General features: G+C 37.9%; 23 protein-coding genes. 10 read left to right on the top strand and 13 right to left on the bottom strand.

Annotated elements, in window-relative coordinates:
* Positions 1–20: 20 nt before the first annotated feature.
* From nusB to comGA, 11 genes are all read right to left on the bottom strand, one after another.
* The gene (gene nusB / locus ACFW0C_RS01275; RefSeq protein ID WP_378104651.1) at positions 21–662 is read right to left on the bottom strand and encodes a transcription antitermination factor NusB; all 642 of its coding nucleotides are present in this window, start codon (positions 660–662) and stop codon (positions 21–23) included.
* A gap of 21 nt (positions 663–683) precedes the next feature.
* Complete coding sequence (locus ACFW0C_RS01270; protein ID WP_290490982.1) at positions 684–1058, bottom strand: Asp23/Gls24 family envelope stress response protein; 375 nt, start codon at positions 1056–1058, stop codon at positions 684–686.
* Between the two features lie 23 nt (positions 1059–1081).
* Complete coding sequence (gene efp / locus ACFW0C_RS01265) at positions 1082–1642, bottom strand: elongation factor P (RefSeq protein WP_290490981.1); 561 nt, start codon at positions 1640–1642, stop codon at positions 1082–1084.
* 98 nt (positions 1643–1740) lie between these two features.
* Positions 1741–2820, bottom strand: coding sequence for a M24 family metallopeptidase (locus ACFW0C_RS01260; RefSeq protein WP_378104649.1), 1080 nt, complete (start codon positions 2818–2820; stop codon positions 1741–1743).
* Positions 2821–2977: 157 nt separating this feature from the next.
* Positions 2978–3601: a hypothetical protein gene (locus ACFW0C_RS01255; protein ID WP_378104647.1), complete on the bottom strand. Its 624-nt coding sequence runs from the start codon at positions 3599–3601 to the stop codon at positions 2978–2980.
* Positions 3602–3603: 2 nt separating this feature from the next.
* Positions 3604–4044: a hypothetical protein gene (locus ACFW0C_RS01250; RefSeq protein WP_378104645.1), complete on the bottom strand. Its 441-nt coding sequence runs from the start codon at positions 4042–4044 to the stop codon at positions 3604–3606.
* Between the two features lie 52 nt (positions 4045–4096).
* A complete protein-coding gene (locus tag ACFW0C_RS01245; RefSeq protein ID WP_378104644.1) occupies positions 4097–4417 on the bottom strand; it encodes a type II secretion system protein in 321 nt (106 codons plus the stop codon).
* Positions 4383–4832 carry a prepilin-type cleavage/methylation domain-containing protein gene (locus tag ACFW0C_RS01240; RefSeq protein ID WP_378104642.1) on the bottom strand — a complete coding sequence of 150 codons (450 nt, stop codon included), beginning with the start codon at positions 4830–4832 and terminating at the stop codon, positions 4383–4385. Before ACFW0C_RS01240 ends, ACFW0C_RS01245 begins: the two co-directional genes overlap by 35 nt.
* Before the next feature lie 39 nt (positions 4833–4871).
* Complete coding sequence (gene comGC / locus ACFW0C_RS01235; RefSeq protein ID WP_378104641.1) at positions 4872–5189, bottom strand: competence type IV pilus major pilin ComGC; 318 nt, start codon at positions 5187–5189, stop codon at positions 4872–4874.
* Positions 5190–5201: 12 nt separating this feature from the next.
* Positions 5202–6281, bottom strand: a complete 1080-nt coding sequence (gene comGB / locus ACFW0C_RS01230; RefSeq protein ID WP_378104639.1) for a competence type IV pilus assembly protein ComGB — start codon at positions 6279–6281, stop codon at positions 5202–5204.
* Entirely contained in the window at positions 6220–7239 is a 1020-nt protein-coding gene (gene comGA / locus ACFW0C_RS01225; RefSeq protein WP_378104731.1) for a competence type IV pilus ATPase ComGA, read from the bottom strand. Before comGA ends, comGB begins: the two co-directional genes overlap by 62 nt.
* Before the next feature lie 224 nt (positions 7240–7463).
* Here comGA and ACFW0C_RS01220 point away from each other — a divergent pair, with 224 nt between their 5' ends.
* Genes ACFW0C_RS01220 through ACFW0C_RS01180 form a run of 9 tightly spaced genes read left to right on the top strand, consistent with a single transcriptional unit; the run spans position 7464 to position 15980 of the window.
* Positions 7464–7793, top strand: coding sequence for a hypothetical protein (locus ACFW0C_RS01220; protein ID WP_378104637.1), 330 nt, complete (start codon positions 7464–7466; stop codon positions 7791–7793).
* Positions 7780–8823 (top strand): V0D/AC39 family V-type ATPase subunit, encoded by a 1044-nt coding sequence (locus tag ACFW0C_RS01215; RefSeq protein ID WP_378104634.1) that lies wholly within the window; start codon positions 7780–7782, stop codon positions 8821–8823. Before ACFW0C_RS01220 ends, ACFW0C_RS01215 begins: the two co-directional genes overlap by 14 nt.
* Positions 8820–10763 (top strand): V-type ATP synthase subunit I, encoded by a 1944-nt coding sequence (locus ACFW0C_RS01210; protein WP_378104633.1) that lies wholly within the window; start codon positions 8820–8822, stop codon positions 10761–10763. The genes ACFW0C_RS01215 and ACFW0C_RS01210 overlap by 4 nt, the downstream gene beginning before the upstream one ends.
* Positions 10764–10777: 14 nt before the next feature.
* Positions 10778–11233 (top strand): ATP synthase subunit C, encoded by a 456-nt coding sequence (locus ACFW0C_RS01205; RefSeq protein WP_378104632.1) that lies wholly within the window; start codon positions 10778–10780, stop codon positions 11231–11233.
* Positions 11233–11538, top strand: a complete 306-nt coding sequence (locus ACFW0C_RS01200) for a V-type ATP synthase subunit F (RefSeq protein WP_016897006.1) — start codon at positions 11233–11235, stop codon at positions 11536–11538. The genes ACFW0C_RS01205 and ACFW0C_RS01200 overlap by 1 nt, the downstream gene beginning before the upstream one ends.
* 17 nt (positions 11539–11555) lie before the next feature.
* Positions 11556–12143, top strand: coding sequence for a V-type ATP synthase subunit E (locus ACFW0C_RS01195; RefSeq protein WP_378104630.1), 588 nt, complete (start codon positions 11556–11558; stop codon positions 12141–12143).
* A gap of 1 nt (position 12144) precedes the next feature.
* Entirely contained in the window at positions 12145–13911 is a 1767-nt protein-coding gene (locus tag ACFW0C_RS01190; RefSeq protein ID WP_378104629.1) for a V-type ATP synthase subunit A, read from the top strand.
* A gap of 12 nt (positions 13912–13923) precedes the next feature.
* Positions 13924–15345, top strand: coding sequence for a V-type ATP synthase subunit B (locus ACFW0C_RS01185; RefSeq protein ID WP_378104627.1), 1422 nt, complete (start codon positions 13924–13926; stop codon positions 15343–15345).
* Positions 15346–15359: 14 nt separating this feature from the next.
* Positions 15360–15980, top strand: coding sequence for a V-type ATP synthase subunit D (locus ACFW0C_RS01180; RefSeq protein ID WP_290490965.1), 621 nt, complete (start codon positions 15360–15362; stop codon positions 15978–15980).
* 128 nt (positions 15981–16108) lie between these two features.
* On the opposite strand, the gene ACFW0C_RS01175 is transcribed toward ACFW0C_RS01180, so the two are convergent.
* Both ACFW0C_RS01175 and ACFW0C_RS01170 read right to left on the bottom strand, forming a co-directional pair.
* The gene (locus tag ACFW0C_RS01175) at positions 16109–16840 is read right to left on the bottom strand and encodes a YebC/PmpR family DNA-binding transcriptional regulator (RefSeq protein ID WP_059134071.1); all 732 of its coding nucleotides are present in this window, start codon (positions 16838–16840) and stop codon (positions 16109–16111) included.
* A gap of 72 nt (positions 16841–16912) precedes the next feature.
* On the bottom strand, positions 16913–17818 hold the full coding sequence (locus ACFW0C_RS01170; RefSeq protein ID WP_378104624.1) for a diacylglycerol/lipid kinase family protein: 906 nt from the start codon (positions 17816–17818) through the stop codon (positions 16913–16915).
* Positions 17819–18047: 229 nt separating this feature from the next.
* Between ACFW0C_RS01170 and ACFW0C_RS01165 the strand changes: the two genes are divergently transcribed.
* Complete coding sequence (locus ACFW0C_RS01165; protein WP_378104622.1) at positions 18048–20579, top strand: transglycosylase domain-containing protein; 2532 nt, start codon at positions 18048–18050, stop codon at positions 20577–20579.
* Positions 20580–20661: the final 82 nt, after the last annotated feature.

Here is a 20661-nt window from a genome sequence, read left to right as displayed (position 1 = left end):
CAACACGATTATTCAACTGACTATTCACTGCCCAAGTCTGTTTCGCTTTCTTCAATGGAATCAATATCAACAGTCTCTACTGGTTTAACATCGCCATTGGCATTGGCCTTTAGTTCAGCTAAGACATTTGATAAGATTCCATTAATAAATTTACGCGCACGGTCGTCCGAATATAATTTGGCTAATTCGATCGCTTCATTAACCGCTACTACACGAGGAACCGTCTTTTCATCGGTAAATAGTAATTCGAACACAGCCACTCGTAGAATTTGTAGATTCACTAATTCTAGTCGTTGCACTGACCAATTTCCATGGATATGTTTATCAATCATTTGGTCAATCTCAAAGCGATTCGCTTTAACACCTTCTACTAATGTACGTAAATAAGCGGGAACAGTCACATCTTCAGTAACATCCGGAAATTTATCAAAATGATTTTTAGCTGAAAAATTCTCAATACTATCTTTCAACTTGATTGCATGATTTTCATACTCAATAAATTCTTCTTCAGTTAATTCCTCAAAATTTACCTTTTGACCCAATTTCTTGTGGTTTTGTAAGATATGATTGAAGGCACTTTCCAAAGAAAGTTGTGGATTGAACTCTTGCTCATAAGATATTAATACAGCGAGTTCTCTAATTTGTGATAACCCTAATTTCATACTTGTTCCCCTTAATACGATTTATTTACTTGCTTTTTCCATATACAAGTTTGTCACATGAACGTTTACCACATCAATCGTGATATCTGTCATGTACTTCACTTGGTCAATTATCTGTGATTGGATATTTTGGGCAACTGCAATAACAGCAGTTCCAAAATATAATTCTACCGACATATCTAATACCATTTCATTTCGATCATTTTGATAAAGAATTACTCCGGCATCGCGTTGGAAAACATCTTGAATTGTCTTGTTAGCACGTTTTATTGCTCGAACACCTTTACTTTGTAAGGCAGTCGCTGCTGCAATATTTTCGATTACTTGAGGAGCAATTTCAATTGCACCGGTAGCTTGCACTTGATTATGCTTATATGCTTCAATTTTATCAGCCATTGTCGTTCACTCCTTATCTCAAATTACGCGCGTGAAATGTACTCTCCACCGTTAGAAGTATTGATTACTAATTTGTCACCAGCGTTAACAAAGAATGGTACGTTAACAACTACACCCGTTTCCATAGTAGCAGGTTTAGACCCACCTGAAGCAGTATCGCCTTTGATACCAGGTTCTGTTTCTTTAACAACTAATTCAACTGTTTTAGGTAATTCAACACCTAATACTTCTGTGCCAAAAGTGATGATTTTAACTTCCATGTTTTCTAACATGAATTTTAATTCGTCTTGAATTTGGTTTGCTGGAATTTCAGTTTGTTCATATGTTTCATTATCCATGAATACGTGAGTATCGCCATCAGCGTATAAGTATTGCATGTCACGATTTTCGATATGAGCAGTTTCTACTTTTTCACCTGCACGCCAAGTCTTATCTAATAATGCACCTGTACGTAAGTTTTTTAATTTTGAACGCACGAAAGCAGACCCTTTACCTGGTTTAACGTGTTGGAATTCTACAACACGGAATAAATTACCATTATCTTGAATAGTTAAGCCTGTTTTAAAATCGTTTGTTGTAATCATATTTACATCTCCTAAAAAATTTAATCTCACTAAAATTATAACACATTAAAATGCATCCTGGCTCAAAAAGTCGGATGCATTCTCTCATCTACGTAAAATTACACGATGATCAAGTGACGAGGAGAATGTGTAAGAATTTCATTCCCATCTTCTGTCAAAATGAGGTCATCTTCAATACGAACCCCACCAACACCTTCTAGGTAGATGCCTGGCTCATTTGTAATAACCGTGTACTCTTTTAGTGGTTGTTTATTATGCATACTTGCATTTGGTGACTCATGAATATCTAAACCAATAGAGTGTCCAAGTGAGTGGCCAAAGTCATCACCGTAACCATGGCTAGCTATAAAGTCACGTGCGATAGCATCCATTTCTTCACCAGTCATACCAGCTTTTGCTTGCTCATTGACTAGTTGGTTCGCTTGGAAAACAATATCATAGATTTCTTTCATCTTGCTTGATGGTTCACCAACTGCAATGGTTCTCGTGATGTCAGAAACATATCCCTTATAGTAGCAACCATAGTCCATAGTCACGATATCGCCTGCTTCAATCACTTTATCAGAGGCCACACCATGTGGCATTGCAGAGCGGTATCCTGATGCCACAATTGTCTCAAAAGAAACACCGCTCGCCCCTTGGCTTCTCATAAAAAAATCTAATTCATTTGCAACTTGGATTTCAGTCATTCCAACTTGAATAAAGCCTAAGATATGGTCGAAAGCTGCATCAGCAATTTCACATGCCCGTTGAATAATCGCAATTTCTTCTTGGTCTTTGGTTTGACGTAAAGCCTCAATCATTCCGGATGCTGGGATTAAGCGAGCAGAAACGATATCTTCTAACTCATCAAATTTGGCCACTGTCATAAATTCTTCTTCATAACCAAGTTGGCCTAGATTTTCATTGGCCACTACTGATTGAACGAATCTTAATGGACTAGTATGTGCTGCAGATCCACCAGCAATGATAATTTCATAGCCAGCACACTGTGCTTTCGCTTGTTCCCGGTATCTAAAATCTGTGATGAAGTAAGCATTATTTGCTGTAATTAATGCTGTACCACTTGTGCCAGTAAAACCAGAAATATATCTTAAATTAAATGGGTCAGTGACATAGTAAGCATTAATACCTTCAGCTGCCATGCTTTCTTGCAAAGCACTTATTCTCTTTTCCAAACTTTTCACCTCATATTGACTAATCTATCTCTCTAAATAGAATCACTTTTTATAGCTCAATAAGTATAGCATATATCAGTCTTTAATGAAACTGAGCTTTATTCAACGTGGTATCTATCAATATTCTTGCTCACTTTATACCCAGTACCCCAGCTATTTACTCCTGATTTCTTTGGTCATGAGGGACATTATTATATTTATATTGCCGTCCGTTTTCTACAATAAATACAGTTGTGTTAAAAACCTTGTTTTTTAATTCAACTGACACATGTCCTTGGTCAAAGGTCATAGCCCACTTGCCGTCGGTCCATGATATTGAAGATTGAGTAGCGTTCTCTACTTCTTTTACTTGATCTGGTGTTGCTAAATTAACATCTGGTTCGGTATTTTCTATATCCACATGATTGCCCGATTCAGCGTCACTATCCGGTTCATGTTCTGAAACACTAGCTTGATCAGGATTATTTATGATTTCATTGTTCTCATCCGGCAAAAGTTTTGCATCACTTTCTACTAATGAGGAGGACGTATCCGCTTCTTTACTATCTGACGGCTTATACGGCTGATTCTTTGAAATTAATTGGCTATTCACTACTTTATCTTTCTGAGCGATCACTTTCTCCACCGCCAGACGAGACATAATTTGTGCTTTATAGGATATGTTAATCTCTTCATTCATTTTAACTTGGCTACTGTACATATTTAAGTTAACTAAATAGATGAAGGTTAAGATCGACATATACATTAATGCGGTAAATAAGACAAAACCACTTTTCTTCATTATCAACCCTTCTTTACTAAAGGTAAAAGGATTTTATAATCCTTACCATCGAATAGCTTCACTTTAAACAGGAAGTTCCCATTGCCTAATTCTTGGATTGTGAGACCAGTTGCGTTTGGAATTTGTGGCTCGTATCCACCATTTAAAGAATATCTAATCCAGAAGTTCCCTTTGCTATCTTTATAAAACCGGTAAGTACCAACCTTGTTATTTTCTTTGAGAGAAATGGTATTTGCAGTATATTTAACCAGTTCCGTTTGCGTATGGTCTGTCAAAAATTGGTTGGAGAAAACATCAAAGTCATCGTAGGCCATCACTTCATATCGGCTATATATATTCATCTCTGTCCCTATAACAGCCAGAAAGGTAAATTGAACAAGCGCATAGAAAAATAGCCCGTAAATCATTTCCAATAAAGTAAATCCGGATCTTTTGTTCATCATATTTGACTTAGTTAGATTTAACTTAGTCAGCTTTAACTTCCGCTTATTTAATTTATCCTTGGATCTTAAATTCTGTGAAATGACCATCCCGCTGATCCTCCAATTTACCTTCTTCCAGATTGATTTCTATCCCTTCATGTATGCTTGTCCCAAATTGAACAGCGTTTAATTGATGAAACTGTTCCCGACTTTGACTTAAGGCCCTTTCACTTCGTCTTAGGTTTTCAAGTTGCATCTGCTGATTTATGACAAGGAGTAGGACCATAGCCCCCATTAAAGACAGTCCAATAATAGATTCGATGAGCATGAACCCATGTTTCCACTTTTTATTCTTAACATTATGAATCAATTGGCTCTTTTTCTTCAATAACATAACGGCCTCCAGAGAATTGATAAACTATTGCATAATACTTCGTTGGTGTTCTTAAGATTATCGTTTGTGGTCCAACAGTTCCTGACGTTGAAAATTCAAATCTTTTATAATGTACAAACTTAGATTCTTTTGGAAAAACAAACGTCGCATCTCCTGGCGAAGGCCGTAATAGATCAGCTCGAAATTCCACTGTATTACCTGAAAAAGTCACAAAATGAATCCCTTTCCTAACTATCGTCATTTTATGCACGTATTCAAAGTGTTGCATGACATTACGCATCATTACTTTTGATTCATAACGGACAATAGCGTCTTTTGCATATGGGACCGCAAGTATTAATGATAATGACAGCGCAAATAAAACAAGTATCATTTCCAGAAGAGTAAATCCCAACTTCTTAGTATGTTTTTTCATCAAAATCTACTCCTCTTAAAATGATGACGTTAATAATTCCTAAGGGGTAACAGTTTCTGCTGGAATAGCATTATATTTTTCTAATTGATCAGGGGTGATATAACCTTCGTTTGCTAGTACTTCCGCCGTGACACTTGCTCCATCGTGGTCTAGTAAATATAATTCCTTCTGCGTTTCAACCGTTTCGACTAAAGCTGCGTTAGTTTTAGACTCTACATTTTTTGTTTGTTTGGACATGTTTGGTATAATTAAAAGCAACAAGGCTGCCACAATAAATAAGACCAGAACCATTTCTATAAGCGTAAAACCTTCTTTTCTACGACCCTTTTGAATAAACTTAACCAATACTTTTTTCATAATAATTCCTCCTTAAATTGTTTCTAACATCGTTAACATTGGTAACATTAAAATTAAGTAGACCATGACCACACAGATTGCAACACTCAAAAACAAAATGGATTGTGCTATCTTTATGCGTTGATCAATGGTTTGATATAACAGTCTTAAAACCCTCTGACTATATAACCTTGTCTTAATCGCCAATTGATTTAATAATTCTCCCTGAATAACTATTGCTGGAAATTCCCGGGTGAACACATCGGCAGCTGTTAAACTATCCGCAAATGACACACCTTGATAATATCTTTCGTCTAAGTACTCACCAAAAGCTCGTAAGAATGCAACATCATTTTGTTTAATTAACGACTCAGTGATTTGTCGCACTGAATAGCCTATTTTAAAAAGTTGACTAAATTCATAGGCAAAAAACTGGGTATAATAGAGCCTAAATAATTTCCCAACCATTGGTAATTTGACATATATCCTTGCCCTTACTAATGGGCTGGTCCGCTTCTTCCATATAAGATAGGCGATGAGTATGACTAAAAGCATAATTAAAAACCCTATCATTATCCAATGCAGCTCTTGTAAGAAAATCAATAAAAAACTCAGTAACCCCTGTCCCTCACCCACTGACATAGAAGCCAATTGTGGCAAAAGAAATATACGTAAGCCAAATAACATGCCAATCATTAACACTATTAAAGCAATTGGATAAAGCATCACCCCTTTTAGCTTTTGCATCTGTTGATCACGTTCTTCAATGTACTTAGCAATCGTTTCTAGCCCTAAACCAAAATTTCCGTAAGCTTCTGCGACTTGAATTTGATAAGCTACGTTACCCTTAATTTTCATTTCATGTATAACTTGGTGAAAATACTGGCCAGAGGAGAAACCGGCAGCCATTTTGCCAAAAGTCACTTCTTGCTTAGGAAAAATAGTCTTTAAGAAAGCAAATATTTCAAGCATGGGAAAGCCTTCTTGAAGCATTTCTGCGATATATAAAAGTACAGTCGCCTGTAACTGCGGTTGCCAAGTGTTGGTAATTTCAGTGTTCGCTAATTGTTTCCAATTGATATTCTTCCATGCTGGACTGGGTAATGTAGCCATGATCATAAGCCTCCTTTAATTGTATATTTAGTGATTTAAAATCATTTGGATAGTTTTGTTTTAAAATGAAATCACTCAGCTGGTCACCGTGTAGTAACTCAAATAAGGCTAATTTCTCAATTGCAATAATTTCTGGATCAAGAACAAGAGGGACCAACCTTTGAGCAACAACTAATAGTAAGGTCTGAACCAATTGTTCGTTAGTGATTCCTAATTCTTTCAATCGTCCGATAACACCAAAAGTATTTTTAGCATGAATAGTAGCTAAAACCAGATGACCAGTCAGTGAAGCGCGGATCACCATTTTCGCTGTTTCTTCACTTCTGATTTCACCAATTAGAATGATATCTGGATGGTGACGCAAACTAGCCGTCAGCAAACGGTCATAAGTAATATCCGCCTTTTCATTTACTTCTGTTTGCAAAAAAGTGGGTTCTTTAATTTCAATGGGCTCTTCGATGGTAATAATTTGACTAGCTTTTTCTTGATAGGCATTCCTGAGCAGTTGGTAAATGGTCGTTGTTTTCCCTGAAGAAACTGGGCCCGAAAATATAATCAAACCACTTTTGCGTTTCATATATTTGTTCATGGTGTCATAAGCTGCTTGATTCAAGTGATTGGATTTAAAATCAGTGGTCACCTTATCATGGAAAACGCGGATGACTAAAGATTCATGCATGAGATAATTAGATATTGACGATAATCGCAATTCAATTTTGTCGTCTGCCAGGTCATAAACAATAGCACCATCTTGGGGCATACGTTTCTCACCTACATCCATATTTGCCATGTACTTTAACAATCGAATAAACTGACTCCCCGTTTCAAATTCAAGAGTTTCCTGCAATATCAATTGATGACCGTCTCTTAAAAAAATATGATACTGCTGTCCTTCTGGGAGAATGTGGATATCATCGGACCGTTTTAATAATGCCATCGAAATCATCTTGTCTATCATTTCTTTCAACCTACCACCTCCATTTATTTTCAGGTCATATAATTTATACGAAGAATTCTTAAAAAGTCGCTTGCGAAATAAAAATAATATGCAAAAATAAGCGCGTCTCAAAATTTTGCGCACTTTTGCATGATAGGTCCCCGTTTTAATTTTGAAAATTTTCTGAAATGATATACTTTAAATTAGGCCGTTAAATTGGCACTACAAAAAGGGAGGGAACTGCAATGGATGACATCGTAAATCGTTTATATCAAATTGAAAATGCGGCTAAAGATGCGGAGAATACGGTTCAAGATCAAAAAATGAAAATTAAAAGATCTTTTGATGACAAGAAACGTGATTTTTTACAAGCGGCTAATGATGCTTATGCTAAAAAAATCGAAACAACAAAAGAATCGTTTAGTTCTGAGGACTATGAGACTTCTCGTAATCTTACTGCCAAATTTTCCCGCAAAATGCAACGCATTCAAGATATTCTTGACAATGAACACGGTCTTTATGTAGACGAGTTCATGGAAAAAGTTAAAAAGCTTGGAGTCGATGAAATTGGATAACTATACTGCTATAGACACAAAAATTCATGGTATGCGGAAGCATTTACTAACTAGTGAGAAAATTGAAGCTCATGGGGATATTCGTACATTAAATGAATTGTACGCATTGATCACTGAAAATCCTTCTTATAGAAAGGCTGCAGAAGTCCTAAAGACTGATGTCTCTTCGCGAGAAGATATTGAGTTGATGCTTAATTACGGCAATTTCTTTGAATTTTTAAAGATATATCGATTTGCCTCTTTACAACAACGTGCTTTCCTAAAGCGATATGCAATGTTTTTTGAGGCTTGGTTTATCAAACATACATTAAGATCCGTCGTAAATCGTGGTGAAACAACCGTCATCATGAGTCCAGTCACCCATTATCTTGATGACAATCGCGGATTCAAAACGACAGATTTGATCATGGCAACTGATGTAAAAGCAGTTGTGGATGCACTTGCTGACACCATTTACGGACCTTTTTTTCAACAATATAGTAACTTATTTAGTCAAAATGACTATGAGCGCTACGAATTCGAAATTGCCTTTGACCAATTTGTCATTCAACAAATTTGGCAAGGGGGCAAAAAGTATCTAACCGGTGAGTCGCTAACAGGTTTTAAAAAACTATTCGGTGCCCGCTTTGATATCTTAAATATTTTTACAATTTATCGTTTGAAATTCCTCTACCAATTAAGCGATAACGAAGTCGCATCTGCTTTAGTAGACAGCAAGTATCGTTTAAATGACGAGTATATCGATCGTTTATTGCAAGCACCTGATATTCGAAACTTCGAAATTACGGTTGCTGAACTTGGTTATGGTGACATTTTTGAACATTTATCAACTGAGGAATCCCTTCAAAAATATGAGGAAGAATTCTTAAGATCCTTACAAAGACATCTAGCAATTAGAGCACCAAAATCTATGTTTGCAATTATTAATTATTTAGAAGATAGTCGTCGTGCACTACTAATATTAGAAGAATTAACCGAACGAATTACATATAAAAACATCTCACCTATAGAAAGGAGTTTAAATCAATGATAACCGAAATGCGCTTAGTCAATATTACCGGTCCTCGTGACGATATTGACCGGATGGCGGATCGTTACTTGACCCACTACCCTATCCATTTAGAAAATGCGTTGAAGGAGTTGTCAGAGATTCGAACACTTCGTCCCTATACAAGTCCAAACCCTTATGAACCTTGGGAAGAACGAATTGATAACTTATTAGACTACACAAACGTTGAGCATGGTAAAGACATTCACTTGGACAAACCCATGACCTTTGATGAAGCAAAAGCTTTAGTAAACGAAGTCGAAGAAAGCTTGCAACATGAACGAGAAGCCATTGCTAAAATGCAAGCAGCACATGATGAAGCAAATGAAAACTTGTTAATGTTTAGACCCTTCCAATCAATTGACTTCAAATTAGATAAAATTTACGAAATGAACCACATTAAATTCCGTTTCGGTCGTTTCACTCGTGAAAACTACCGTAAGTTCGAAAAATATGTGGACACAATGGTGCCGGCTATCTTCGTGAAGAGTGAAGAAACTGAAAATTACGTTTACGGTGTCTACTTCACACCTGATGAAGCGCGCCAACGTGTTGATGCCCTCCTATTCTCACTGGCTTGGGAACGGATTTACCTACCTGAAGAAAGTGGTAGCTTCCGTGAAATTACCCACAAATATCAAAATTTAGTGGAAGATACTGAAAGCCAGTTAATCCAATTGAAACGGAAAATGCGTGCTTTGGTAACGCCAGTTGCACCTAATTTATTAGCTGCTAAAAGTCGTTTAATGGATTTATCTCAAGCCTTTGGTGTTCGTAAATTTGCCGCCATTACCCGTGAGGAATTCGCACAAAAAGAAACACGTTACTTATTAATCGGTTGGATGGCTCAATCTGATGCGCAGAAATTCAGCGACGAAGTGAAAAACGATCCAAATGTGACGATGTATATCGAAGATGACGATGATAACAGTCATTTGAATCCACCTACAAAAATGAAGAACAATTTCCTAATCCGCCCTTTTGAGTTACTAACCAAAATGTACGGCGTTCCAAACTACCGTGAAATTGATCCAACAGCGATCGTAGGTATTTCGTACTCCCTTCTTTTTGGTGCCATGTTCGGAGACGTAGGTCAGGGACTCATTCTATTTCTAGTAGGTCTTGTCGGATTCTTCAACAAGAAATTACGCCCTATCGGTATGTTAGCGCCAATTGGATTAAGTTCAACTATCTTTGGTTTCCTTTACGGATCAATCTTTGGATTTGAAGATGTTATCCATGCAATATGGCTACATCCAATGACACACATGACAGACATCCCCTTCTTCGGAAGCTTAAATACAGTATTTATCGTTGCTGTTGCCTTTGGTATGTTCATGATCCTCGCAACAATGATCGTCAACATTGTGCAACGCTTTAATGCCGGAGAAAAATGGGAAGCCATTCTTGATAAGAACGGTATTGCCGGATTCATTTTCTACTTTGTATTAGTAGCGATGTTAATCCTTTACATGTCTGGACACACAATTCCAGCAATGGGCATCTTAATCGCTATCCTAGCTTTAACATTAATCACAATTGCTTTTAAGGAAGAAATCATTCACAAGTTGGAAAACCATAAAGAGGAAAATGGCGACAACATCGTGATCAAAGCATTAACAATCTTCTTTGAAACATTTGAAACCCTATTAACTTACTTCTCTAACTCAATTTCATTCGTACGTGTGGGTGCGTTCGCAATTTCCCATGGTGCAATGATGAGTGTGGTATTAATGTTTGCAGGTGCTGAAAATAGTGGCAACATTAACTGGTTGGTCATTATCTTAGGTAACTTATTTGTAACTGGTTTTGAAGGATTAGTCGTGGCAATTCAAGTTTTACGTCTTGAATTTTATGAAATTTTCAGTCACTTCTATCGTGGCGATGGTATAGAATTTAAAAATATTTGGATTAAAGATTAAAGGAGAAAATAAACATGACAACAGAATTATTAATCAAACTGACAATGGTTGCAACTTTCGTATTAGGTTTCGTTTTACCATTTGGTTACTTCTACACAGGCAAAAAAACAAAAAAACGTTACAAAAAATCATTAACTACTAACGTAGTGTTCGTAGTAGCTGGAATCCTAATTGCTATCGTATTAGCATACAATCCAGAAGTCGCTTTAGCATCAACTGGTGCTGCTGCAGAAACTGTTGGTGAAGCTGCTGGTTTAGCAACAGGACTTGGTTACATCGCTGCTGCCTTATCAACTGGTTTATCATGTGTTGGTGGTGGTATCGCCGTTGCCTCTGCTGCTTCAGCTGCCCTAGGTGCTATTTCAGAAGATGGTTCAATCTTCGGTCGTTCATTAATCTTCGTTGGTCTTGCTGAAGGGGTTGCCCTTTACGGTTTGATCATCTCATTCATGATTTTAGGTCAACTATAATGAAAGCTTACGTAATCTGCGATAACTTAGACACTTTGACTGGATTGCGCTTAGTAGGTATTGAAGGCGAAATTGTAAAGCCTGCGGAATTTGAACCTGCCTTTAAACGTGCAGTAGCAAATAAAGGTATTGGCATTCTTTATCTTTCGCCTTCTCTAATTGAAAGCAATCAAGACCTTGTAAATGATGTTCGCTTTAATCAAGCAACACCACTTATCACTTCAGTCTTAGGTGCAAATGAATATCAAAATGCGACCAATACCATTGCAGAAACAATTCAACATGCAATCGGTATCCAATTATAGAATGGGAGTTTTAAGCAATGGATTTAGAAGATAAATTTGCTTATTTTGAAACGCAAGTCAAAAAACAAGCGCAAGATATTATTGACGAACAAGTCAATCAATACAAAGAAACTTTGCAAAAAGACTATGATGAATTTGTGAAAAATACAAATCAAGAGTTTGATGCAAAATTTGTAAATGCCCAAAAAGATATGCGTAAAGAGTTGAATAAAAACATTTCTCAAAGTCAAATTCACTTACAACGTGACTTGTACTTACAAGAAGAAAAGTTAAAAAAATCTCTGTTCGCTGAATTCAACGATGCGATTCAAAATTACATGCAAACAGATGAATACCGCAACCAATTAGTTGTGATGATTAATAACTTAAAAGACTATGCAGAAAAAAATCGTGAAGAGTTGGTCGTTTATATCAACCATTCAGATCAAGGTTTGCATGAAACTTTATTAGAACAAACAAATGCAAATATTCAAATTTCAGACCGTGAGTTTTTAGGTGGCGTCCGTGGCGTCTTGAAAGACCGTCAAGTATTAATTGACTACTCTTTCTCTACCCTATTAGCAAACGTCGAAGATAGCTTTACTATCAAGGAGGTTGATGACTAGAATGGCAAACGAAAATTTAATTTATTCAATTTCGGGTCCAATCGTTAAAATAGCTGGTCCAACCGACTTATCCATGCAAGAAATGGTCCACGTTGGGGAAGACAAATTAGTTGGGGAAGTTATTTCCATCAATGAAAAAGAAACCACTATCCAAGTGTACGAAGAAACCGCGGGTATCCGTCCTGGAGAACGCGTTTACGGTACAACAATGCCGATTAAAGTACAGTTAGGCCCTGGTCTAATCAATAATATTTATGATGGTATTGAACGTCCTTTAGTTGAAATTGAAAAACAATCTGGATACATGATCAAACGTGGTGTACAAGTAGATTCGCTTGATAAATCAACCTTATGGCATGTGAAACCAGTTGTTAAAGTTGGTGACCAAGTTTCTGGTGGTGCAATTATTGCCGAAATCCCAGAATCTAATGCCGTTACCCATAAAGTATTGGTACCACCTACAACTGTTGGTGAAGTTGTAGAAGTCGTTGCTGAAGGTGACTATACAATCGAGGATATCTTGGTTAAAGTACGCCGATTCAATGGTGACATTGATGAAATCAAAGCTTATCAAGAATGGCCAATCCGTCAAGCACGTCCTGTCGCTTCTCGTTTCGAATCAACTACACCACTTGTAACTGGTCAACGGATTATCGACTCAGTCTTCCCTATCGCTAAAGGTGGTACTGCTGCGATTCCTGGTGGTTTTGGTACTGGGAAAACGACTATGCAACATCAGATTGCGAAATATGCTGATGCAGATGTGATTGTCTACATTGGTTGTGGTGAACGTGGTAACGAAATGACCGAAGTACTTGAAGACTTCTCAAAATTGATTGACCCTCGTTCAAATGCGCCTTTGATGGAACGTACAGTTTTAATCGCCAATACTTCCAACATGCCGGTAGCAGCCCGTGAAGCCTCTATTTATACAGGTTTAACAATCGCTGAATACTACCGTGATATGGGTTATGACGTAGCGATCATGGCCGATTCAACTTCTCGTTGGGCTGAGGCTTTACGTGAGTTATCTGGTCGTCTTGAAGAAATGCCCGCAGAAGAAGGTTTCCCTGCATACTTAGCTAGTCGTATTGCTACTTTCTATGAGCGTGCAGGTTTCATGCGTAACTTAAACCAATCAGAAGGTTCAGTTTCGATTATTGGTGCTGTGTCTCCTCAAGGTGGGGACTTCTCTGAGCCAGTTACCCAAAATACAAAACGTTTCGTACGTTGTTTCTGGGGGCTAGATTCAGAACTTGCCCATAAACGACACTACCCTGCCATCAACTGGATGAATTCTTATAGTCAGTACGTGGATGATTTAGGTGCTTGGTATACTGCCAATGTTTCTGAAAAATTCCTAGCTAACCGTGCTGAAATGATGGCCCTTTTACACGAAGAAGATCAATTAATGGAAGTTGTAAAACTAATTGGTTCTGACGTCTTACCTGACCATCAAAAATTAGTCTTACAAACTGCGCGTGTCTTCCGTGAAGGTTTCTTACAACAAAATACCTTCCATAAAGTCGACTCTGCAGTTCCTATGGCTAAACAAGAAAAAATGATGGAAGTTATTTTATACTTACATCACCGGGCTAAATCATTGATTCAATGGGGTATGCCAATGTCTTATCTAAACAAATCAAGTATTTTCACCGACGTCATCAATATGAAATACACTACTTCAAACGATCATTTAGCTGATTTTGATCACTACTTTGAAGATATTGATGCCTTCTATGAAAAAGCAATGCAAGAGAACGGTTAAGGGGGAATAATAATGGCAATAGAATATCTAGGATTAAATTCCATTAATGGCCCTCTAGTAGTTGTAGACGGTGTTAGAGGTGCTGCATATAACGATATCGTACGCTTTCGCGTGAATGGCAACGAAGAAAAATTAGGTCAAATTATTACAATGGAAGGCGAGAAAGCCATCATCCAAGTATTTGACTCAACTACTTCAATGTCTTTAGATAATACACATACTCAATTTACTGGTCACGGATTAGAAATTGAATTGGCCCCAGAAATTCAAGGACGTGTCTTTGATGGTATCGGTCGTCCAATCGACAATTTAGGACCTGTCCACTCTGACATTAAACGTGATGTCAACGGTGCCCCACTTAACCCAGTATCTCGTGTTTACCCACGTGACTATATTGAAACTGGTTTCTCTGCAATTGACGGGTTAATGACTTTGATTCGTGGTCAAAAATTACCAATATTCTCTGGTGATGGTATGAGCCATAATCAAGTAGCTGCCCAAATTGTTAAACAAGCCAAATTAGGTGAAGATTCTGATGAAGAATTCGCGGTTGTATTCGCTGCAATGGGTGTAAAACATGATATTGCTGACTACTTCCGCCGTTCATTTGAAGAATCTGGTGCAATGGACCACGTAACCATGTTCGTGAACACCGCGGATGATCCCGTTATGGAACGTCTAATAACCCCTCGTGTGGCCTTAACAACGGCTGAATACTTGGCTTATGATTTAGGTAAACATGTGTTAGTTATCTTAACAGATATGACTTCTTTTGCTGAGGCCTTACGTGAAGTGTCATCAGCAAAACAAGAAATTCCTTCTCGTAAAGGTTACCCAGGTTACCTTTACTCTGAATTGGCAACTATTTATGAACGTGCGGGTATCGTTAAAGGTAAACCAGGTTCAGTAACGCAAATTCCTATTTTGACCATGCCTAACGATGATATCACGCATCCTATCCCTGACCTTACTGGTTATATTACTGAGGGACAAATCGTATTAGACCGTGTAATTGAAGGTAAAAACGTTTATCCACCAGTTGGGATTCTACCATCCCTATCTCGTTTGATGAAAGATGGTATTGGTGAAGGATTTACCCGTGAAGACCACTCTGATGTAGCTAACCAATTGTTCGCTTCATATTCTGGTGCTAACGAGGCTAAATCTTTGGCCTCTGTTATCGGGGAAGAAGAGTTATCGGATGTTGATAAACTTTACCTTAAATTTGGTGAGTTATTCGAACAAAAATTTGTTGGTCAAGGCCAAGATGAAACAAGAACCATCCAAGAGACATTGGACTTAGGTTGGCAATTATTAGGTATTTTCCCACGTGAAGAATTGACACGTATGGATACTGAAGTCCTTGATAAATACTACAAAAATACAGCTGATGAGGTATTAAACCAACAAACAACTGACAAGCCCCTAGTATAAGGTGGTGAAAATTAATGGATATTAATAACACCCCTACCAAGGGGAACTTAATGCAGATTCAAAAGACATTAGATCTTTCGCGTAACGGTTATCTATTGATGGACCGTAAACGGATTATCTTGATGAATGAGTTGATTGATTTGTTAAATAAGGCATCCGGCTTACAGGATGACCTTAAAAAGGCTTATGAGTTGGCTTATCATAAATTGTCAATTGCTGCTTATGAAAATGGTATTTTAAGTGTACATGATGCATCAACTAACGTGAGTGTTGAAGACGATATCCAATTAAAAGTACGTAGTGTCATGGGTTCAGAGGTGCCAGAAATTAACTATAAACCTCGACCTATGAAGCCCGCCTACTCATTCTATGACAATACAGTGGCTATTGATGAAGCAAGGATTGCCTTTCGTCGGGTAAAAGAATTGCTGATTCAAATCGCTGAAGTTGAGAATGCGGCTTATCGTTTAGCGAACAACATGCAGAAAACGCAAAAACGTGTAAATGCCCTTCAAAACGTGACCATTCCTCAATTGGAAGGTGCACAAAAATCTATTTCTTCAGCGCTTGAAGAGAAAGAACGTGAAGAATTTACCCGTCTTAAAGTGGTTAAACGTATCTTAAATAGCAAGTAGTAAAGATAAAGACGACCTTTGTAAGCTGGTTTCGCGCCAGTATACTTAGGTCGTCTTTTTGATTATATAAAAAGTGTTGGCGGAAGTTTCTTTCGAACCACTACCAACACTTTTTGTATTGAATAACTTTATTCAGCTAATTCTGTATTGTAATGTACGTTTTGTACATCATCGTCGTCTTCTAATAAGTCAATCAAGTTTTCAAGTTGGCTGGCTTTATCTTCAGGCAGTTCTAACATTGTTTTAGCTACCATTGTGATTTCAGCCTGTGCTAATTTGAATCCTTGCGCTTCCAAGGCGTCACGAACATCAGTGAAGTCAGAAGCTTCTGTAGAAATTTCAAATACTTCGTCTGAAGTTGTCATGTCTTCCCCACCAGCTTCAATTACGTTCATTAACATTTCATCTTCGTCAAGGTCTAAACCTTCACGTTCAATCACGATGTAACCTTGACGGTCAAACATGTAAGCAACTGAACCTGATTCACCTAATGAACCACCGTTTTTGTTAAAAATAGTACGTATATTGGTTAACGTACGGTTGGTATTATCAGTTAAGGTTTCAACTAAAATAGCAATACCGCCTGGTCCATAACCTTCGTAAGTGATTTCATCGTAGTCTTCACCAGCGTTGTTACTTGAACCTTTTTCAATCGCACGGTTTACATTGTCGTTAGGCATGTTCGCTGCTTTTGCTTTATCCATAACCAAACGTAAAGATGGGTTTGATTCTGGATCAGGTCCACCCGCTTTCGTTGCTACATAAATTTCACGAGAAAGTTTTTGGAATACTTTCGCGCGTTTAGCGTCGGTTGCACCTTTTTTGTTTTTTATTTTACTCCATTTATTATGTCCAGACACGACATATACCCTCTTTCCTGTAATTTTTCACTAGGTTATTATATCAAAGTATTAACATCATAGCAATGAAGCCTATTTATTAGGCACCATTACAGCCACATGTGATGGTAAGACTTCGATATCAATTGGTAGCGCTGGACCAACCTCACCGTCAATATTCACTTTCACTTCGTCCGCGTCTTCATTTACAACAGAGATAGCCACTTTTTTGACGTTATACGTAATCATATTTTTGGCTTCAGAGATATACCCACCGTTTAATTCTTGTAACATACTCGGTAATTCAGCTAATAGATTTCCATCCTTTAAGGTCATGATATGTAATAAGCCATCATCTGGCGTTGCGCCAGCAATCATATTTTCAAATGATCCTACACTGTTTGTTAAGGCAAGCACTAGTACTTTGGTTGAAATTTCAATCTCTTCATCGTCGTCCAAGACTAATTTATAGGTGTATTGGTCATCTTTTAATACAGCACGCATTGAATCACGCACATAGGCAAAGAAACCAAATTTTGATTTCTCTTCACTTGATGTTTCCATTACGGCTGTTGGAATTGATCCAATAGCGGCCACGTTGCAGAAGTATTGGTCGTTTATTTTAGCGATATCAATTTTTCGTGTTTTGAAATTAGCTAAGTCTTTAGCTGCTTCTTGAGGTTTTAGGCTAATTCCTAAAGATCGGGCTAGATCGTTGGCTGTCCCAAGTGGAATAAAGCCAAATTTAATGATTGAATCTGTTTCAGCGATTCCTGAAATTCCTTCGTTAACAGTTCCATCACCACCAACGACGACGACAGCTTCATACCCTTCGTCGCTTGCTTCACGAGCCCATTTTTTGGCGTCGCCCTCTCCTTCAGTGAACTTTGTTTCGACATCGTCGAAGGAAGCAGACAGCGCTTTTTCTAAATCACTTTGAATTTCTTTCCCCGTCCCCCTACCTGATGATGGGTTAATAATCAACCTTACTTTAGACATATTCGCTACCTCCATGTACTTTGTGTTACCTTCATTTTACTAGACCGTTGGCGAATTAGCTATGTTTAGCCCTAGATTATTTTGAATACGAATGAAAGCGAGCTAGGTCAATTTTACATTCATTTTACAGAGGGGAATTCACATAGCATGTATACAATTGTTTTGATATAATTAATAGCAAATCAAGCTATTTTTACAATAAAATATGTTATAGAAAAGTGTGTGTATAGTGAAGAAAAACAATGAAGAAAAGAAAAAAATGAGGAATGGGCTGTCTGGGACTGAAAAAGTGATGTTCTATGTGAATGTGGCTTTTAAATCCTTGGCTAAAATATTCCTAGTCTTATTACTTATGCTCTTTCTTGGTGGGACATTTGGGCTTGGTTTAGGATCAGGCTATTTCATTGGTTTAGTGGAAGATATGCCAATCCCTACTGAAGAGGAACTTTCTAATGCGGTGGAGAATGCCGGTGAGATTTCGACCATGACTTATAGTGATGATACTGAAATTTCTAGTATTCGCGCTGACTTGGTTCGTGAAAATACTGAACTAGAAAATGTTAGTCCATATATTATTAATGGTTTAGTAGCTACAGAAGATGAGAACTTCTTCGAACATGATGGTGTGGTACCGTCAGCCATTATCCGTGCAGGTGCTTCAACCTTCCTTGGTGTGGGAGGGACTTCCGGTGGTTCAACCATTACCCAACAGTTGATCAAGCAAAAATTATTAACCAATGAAGTGTCTTTTGAACGTAAGGCAAAGGAAATTTTGCTAGCGATGCGGTTAGAAAACCACTATTCAAAAGAGCAGATTCTGCAAGGTTACTTGAATGAATCGCCATACGGCCGTAATCATAAAGGGGAAAATATTGCAGGGATTGAAACTGCAGCCCAAGGGATTTTCGGTGTATCAGCGAGTGAAGTTACTTTAGCACAAGCAGCCTTTTTAGTGGGTATTCCGCAAAACCCATATACTTATACCCCCTTCTTGCAATCCGGTGAATTAAAAGATGCTGAATATTTAGAAGATGGCATTATCCGTTCGCATGAAGTCTTACAACGGATGCGGTTAACCAACTATATTACTGAAGAAGAATATCAAGCAGCGATTAATTATGATATTACCCAAGACTTCCTAAGTACTGGAACCAGCGAAGAAGTACCAGATGAACGTAATTCCTACATCTATCAAGCGGTTGAACTTGAAACTATTGATATCTTGATGGAACAAAAAGTAGCGGCTGATGGACTGACTATGGCTGATGTTAATGCCAATGATCAGTTATACAACCAATATTATGCTGAGGCGGAAAATCAAATGCGTAACGGTGGTTTAACCATTAAAGCAACAGTAGATCCCGATATTTACGAAACAATGAATTCAACCGTTCAAGAATTTTCAGCTTCATTTGGTACTACCTATTATTCAGAATCAACAGATGAGAATGGTGACCCGATTGAAGTTGTAGAACCTGTTCAAAATGGAACGGTTTTACTAGATAACGACACGGGCCAAGTCCTTGGATTTGTTGGTGGGATAGACTTTGATACGAGTCAAGTTGACCATGCCTTTAGATCTCGTCGTCAACCTGGTTCATCATTCAAACCGCTCTTGACTTACGGTCCAGCCCTGCAAGAACAAATTGCTGGCGCAAATACCATGCTGGCTGATACTTATACTCGTATCGTTGAACCAAATGGGAAAATTTATGAACCAACCAACTTTGGGACTACTATTTCAAATGACTTTGTTACTGCTCGCTACGCTCTTTCAACTTCTATGAATAACCCGACACTGGCCTTATATAATGAGTTATTAAACCAAGGCGTCGACATTCAATCTTATGCCTATAAGATGGGGTTACAGAATGCGATTTCAACTGATGAGTTCAGTAATTTATCCCTATCACTTGGTGGGACAACTAATGGTCCAACTGTATTAGAAAACGCGGCAGCCTTTGCGACTTTTGCAAATGGTGGTGTTTACGTTGAACCTTACCTAATCGAAACTATTACTGATTCCAATGGTAACGTGGTTTACCAACATCAAACGCAAAAAGAACGCGTCTTTGATGAAGATGTAGCCTATGTAATTGCTGATATCTTAAAAGATGCGACAAGTACAGGTGCTATGGCTTCTTATAAAGCGCAAATGGATAGTGATTTAGACTGGTTTATGAAGACTGGTACTTCAGAACGATTTAAGGATTTGTGGGCCAACGGTTCAACTCCAAACGTTACCCTTACTTCTTGGATTGGTTATGATAATATCACGCAAACTCGTGATCTATATAGCCAAGCTGAAAATGCCGTATACGGTACGCCAGCTCAACGGTCATTACGCTACTGGACAACCTTGGGTAACCGACTAAACTACTACTACCCGAATACAATGGGGTCTGGTGAAGTCTTAGAAGAACCTGAAGGTGTCCACGAGGAAACAGTAGTGACGGAAACTGGTACGAAATCTGGTAGCTTTGAAGGACCATATGATACAAGTTATACAATTCCTTCATCAGCAGCAACCAACACTGAATTGTTTACCGCTGCCATGGATCCTGAAGAACCAAGCTTTACCTTTGGTATCGGTGGTTCGATGGATGACTACATGAACAAACTTGAAAGCTTCCGGTCTAAGACGAATGCTACTGTAAATAGTAAGGTTCAAGAAGTATTAGAATCCTTTAAATTACGTAGTGCAGAAAATGAACAACGTCGTCAAGAACTTGAAGAAGATAATATTGAACAAGATGGTTAGAAAAATAAATAAGATGGCGCTAGGAAACAACTCTGTCTCCTAACAAAGGAACCCTTCAATTCATTCTTAGTTAGAAAGAGTT

The sequence above is a fragment of the Aerococcus sp. NPDC058936 genome, from assembly GCF_042741995.1.
Taxonomy (GTDB): Bacteria; Bacillota; Bacilli; order Lactobacillales; family Aerococcaceae; genus Aerococcus.
Note: the sequence above shows the minus strand (reverse complement) of the source record. Positions and strands in the feature narration are given on the sequence as shown.

What these genes read in the sequence shown, in the direction of transcription:
- nusB (WP_378104651.1), bottom strand. Translation starts at nt 662, where the DNA reads ATGAAATTAGGGTTATCACAAATTAGAGAACTCGCTGTATTAATATCT.
- ACFW0C_RS01270 (WP_290490982.1), bottom strand. Translation starts at nt 1,058, where the DNA reads ATGGCTGATAAAATTGAAGCATATAAGCATAATCAAGTGCAAGCTACC.
- efp (WP_290490981.1), bottom strand. Translation starts at nt 1,642, where the DNA reads ATGATTACAACAAACGATTTTAAAACAGGCTTAACTATTCAAGATAAT.
- ACFW0C_RS01255 (WP_378104647.1), bottom strand. Translation starts at nt 3,601, where the DNA reads ATGAAGAAAAGTGGTTTTGTCTTATTTACCGCATTAATGTATATGTCG.
- ACFW0C_RS01250 (WP_378104645.1), bottom strand. Translation starts at nt 4,044, where the DNA reads ATGATGAACAAAAGATCCGGATTTACTTTATTGGAAATGATTTACGGG.
- ACFW0C_RS01245 (WP_378104644.1), bottom strand. Translation starts at nt 4,417, where the DNA reads ATGTTATTGAAGAAAAAGAGCCAATTGATTCATAATGTTAAGAATAAA.
- ACFW0C_RS01240 (WP_378104642.1), bottom strand. Translation starts at nt 4,832, where the DNA reads ATGAAAAAACATACTAAGAAGTTGGGATTTACTCTTCTGGAAATGATA.
- comGC (WP_378104641.1), bottom strand. Translation starts at nt 5,189, where the DNA reads ATGAAAAAAGTATTGGTTAAGTTTATTCAAAAGGGTCGTAGAAAAGAA.
- comGB (WP_378104639.1), bottom strand. Translation starts at nt 6,281, where the DNA reads ATGGCTACATTACCCAGTCCAGCATGGAAGAATATCAATTGGAAACAA.
- comGA (WP_378104731.1), bottom strand. Translation starts at nt 7,239, where the DNA reads ATGATAGACAAGATGATTTCGATGGCATTATTAAAACGGTCCGATGAT.
- ACFW0C_RS01220 (WP_378104637.1), top strand. Translation starts at nt 7,464, where the DNA reads ATGGATGACATCGTAAATCGTTTATATCAAATTGAAAATGCGGCTAAA.
- ACFW0C_RS01215 (WP_378104634.1), top strand. Translation starts at nt 7,780, where the DNA reads ATGAAATTGGATAACTATACTGCTATAGACACAAAAATTCATGGTATG.
- ACFW0C_RS01210 (WP_378104633.1), top strand. Translation starts at nt 8,820, where the DNA reads ATGATAACCGAAATGCGCTTAGTCAATATTACCGGTCCTCGTGACGAT.
- ACFW0C_RS01205 (WP_378104632.1), top strand. Translation starts at nt 10,778, where the DNA reads ATGACAACAGAATTATTAATCAAACTGACAATGGTTGCAACTTTCGTA.
- ACFW0C_RS01200 (WP_016897006.1), top strand. Translation starts at nt 11,233, where the DNA reads ATGAAAGCTTACGTAATCTGCGATAACTTAGACACTTTGACTGGATTG.
- ACFW0C_RS01195 (WP_378104630.1), top strand. Translation starts at nt 11,556, where the DNA reads ATGGATTTAGAAGATAAATTTGCTTATTTTGAAACGCAAGTCAAAAAA.
- ACFW0C_RS01190 (WP_378104629.1), top strand. Translation starts at nt 12,145, where the DNA reads ATGGCAAACGAAAATTTAATTTATTCAATTTCGGGTCCAATCGTTAAA.
- ACFW0C_RS01185 (WP_378104627.1), top strand. Translation starts at nt 13,924, where the DNA reads ATGGCAATAGAATATCTAGGATTAAATTCCATTAATGGCCCTCTAGTA.
- ACFW0C_RS01180 (WP_290490965.1), top strand. Translation starts at nt 15,360, where the DNA reads ATGGATATTAATAACACCCCTACCAAGGGGAACTTAATGCAGATTCAA.
- ACFW0C_RS01170 (WP_378104624.1), bottom strand. Translation starts at nt 17,818, where the DNA reads ATGTCTAAAGTAAGGTTGATTATTAACCCATCATCAGGTAGGGGGACG.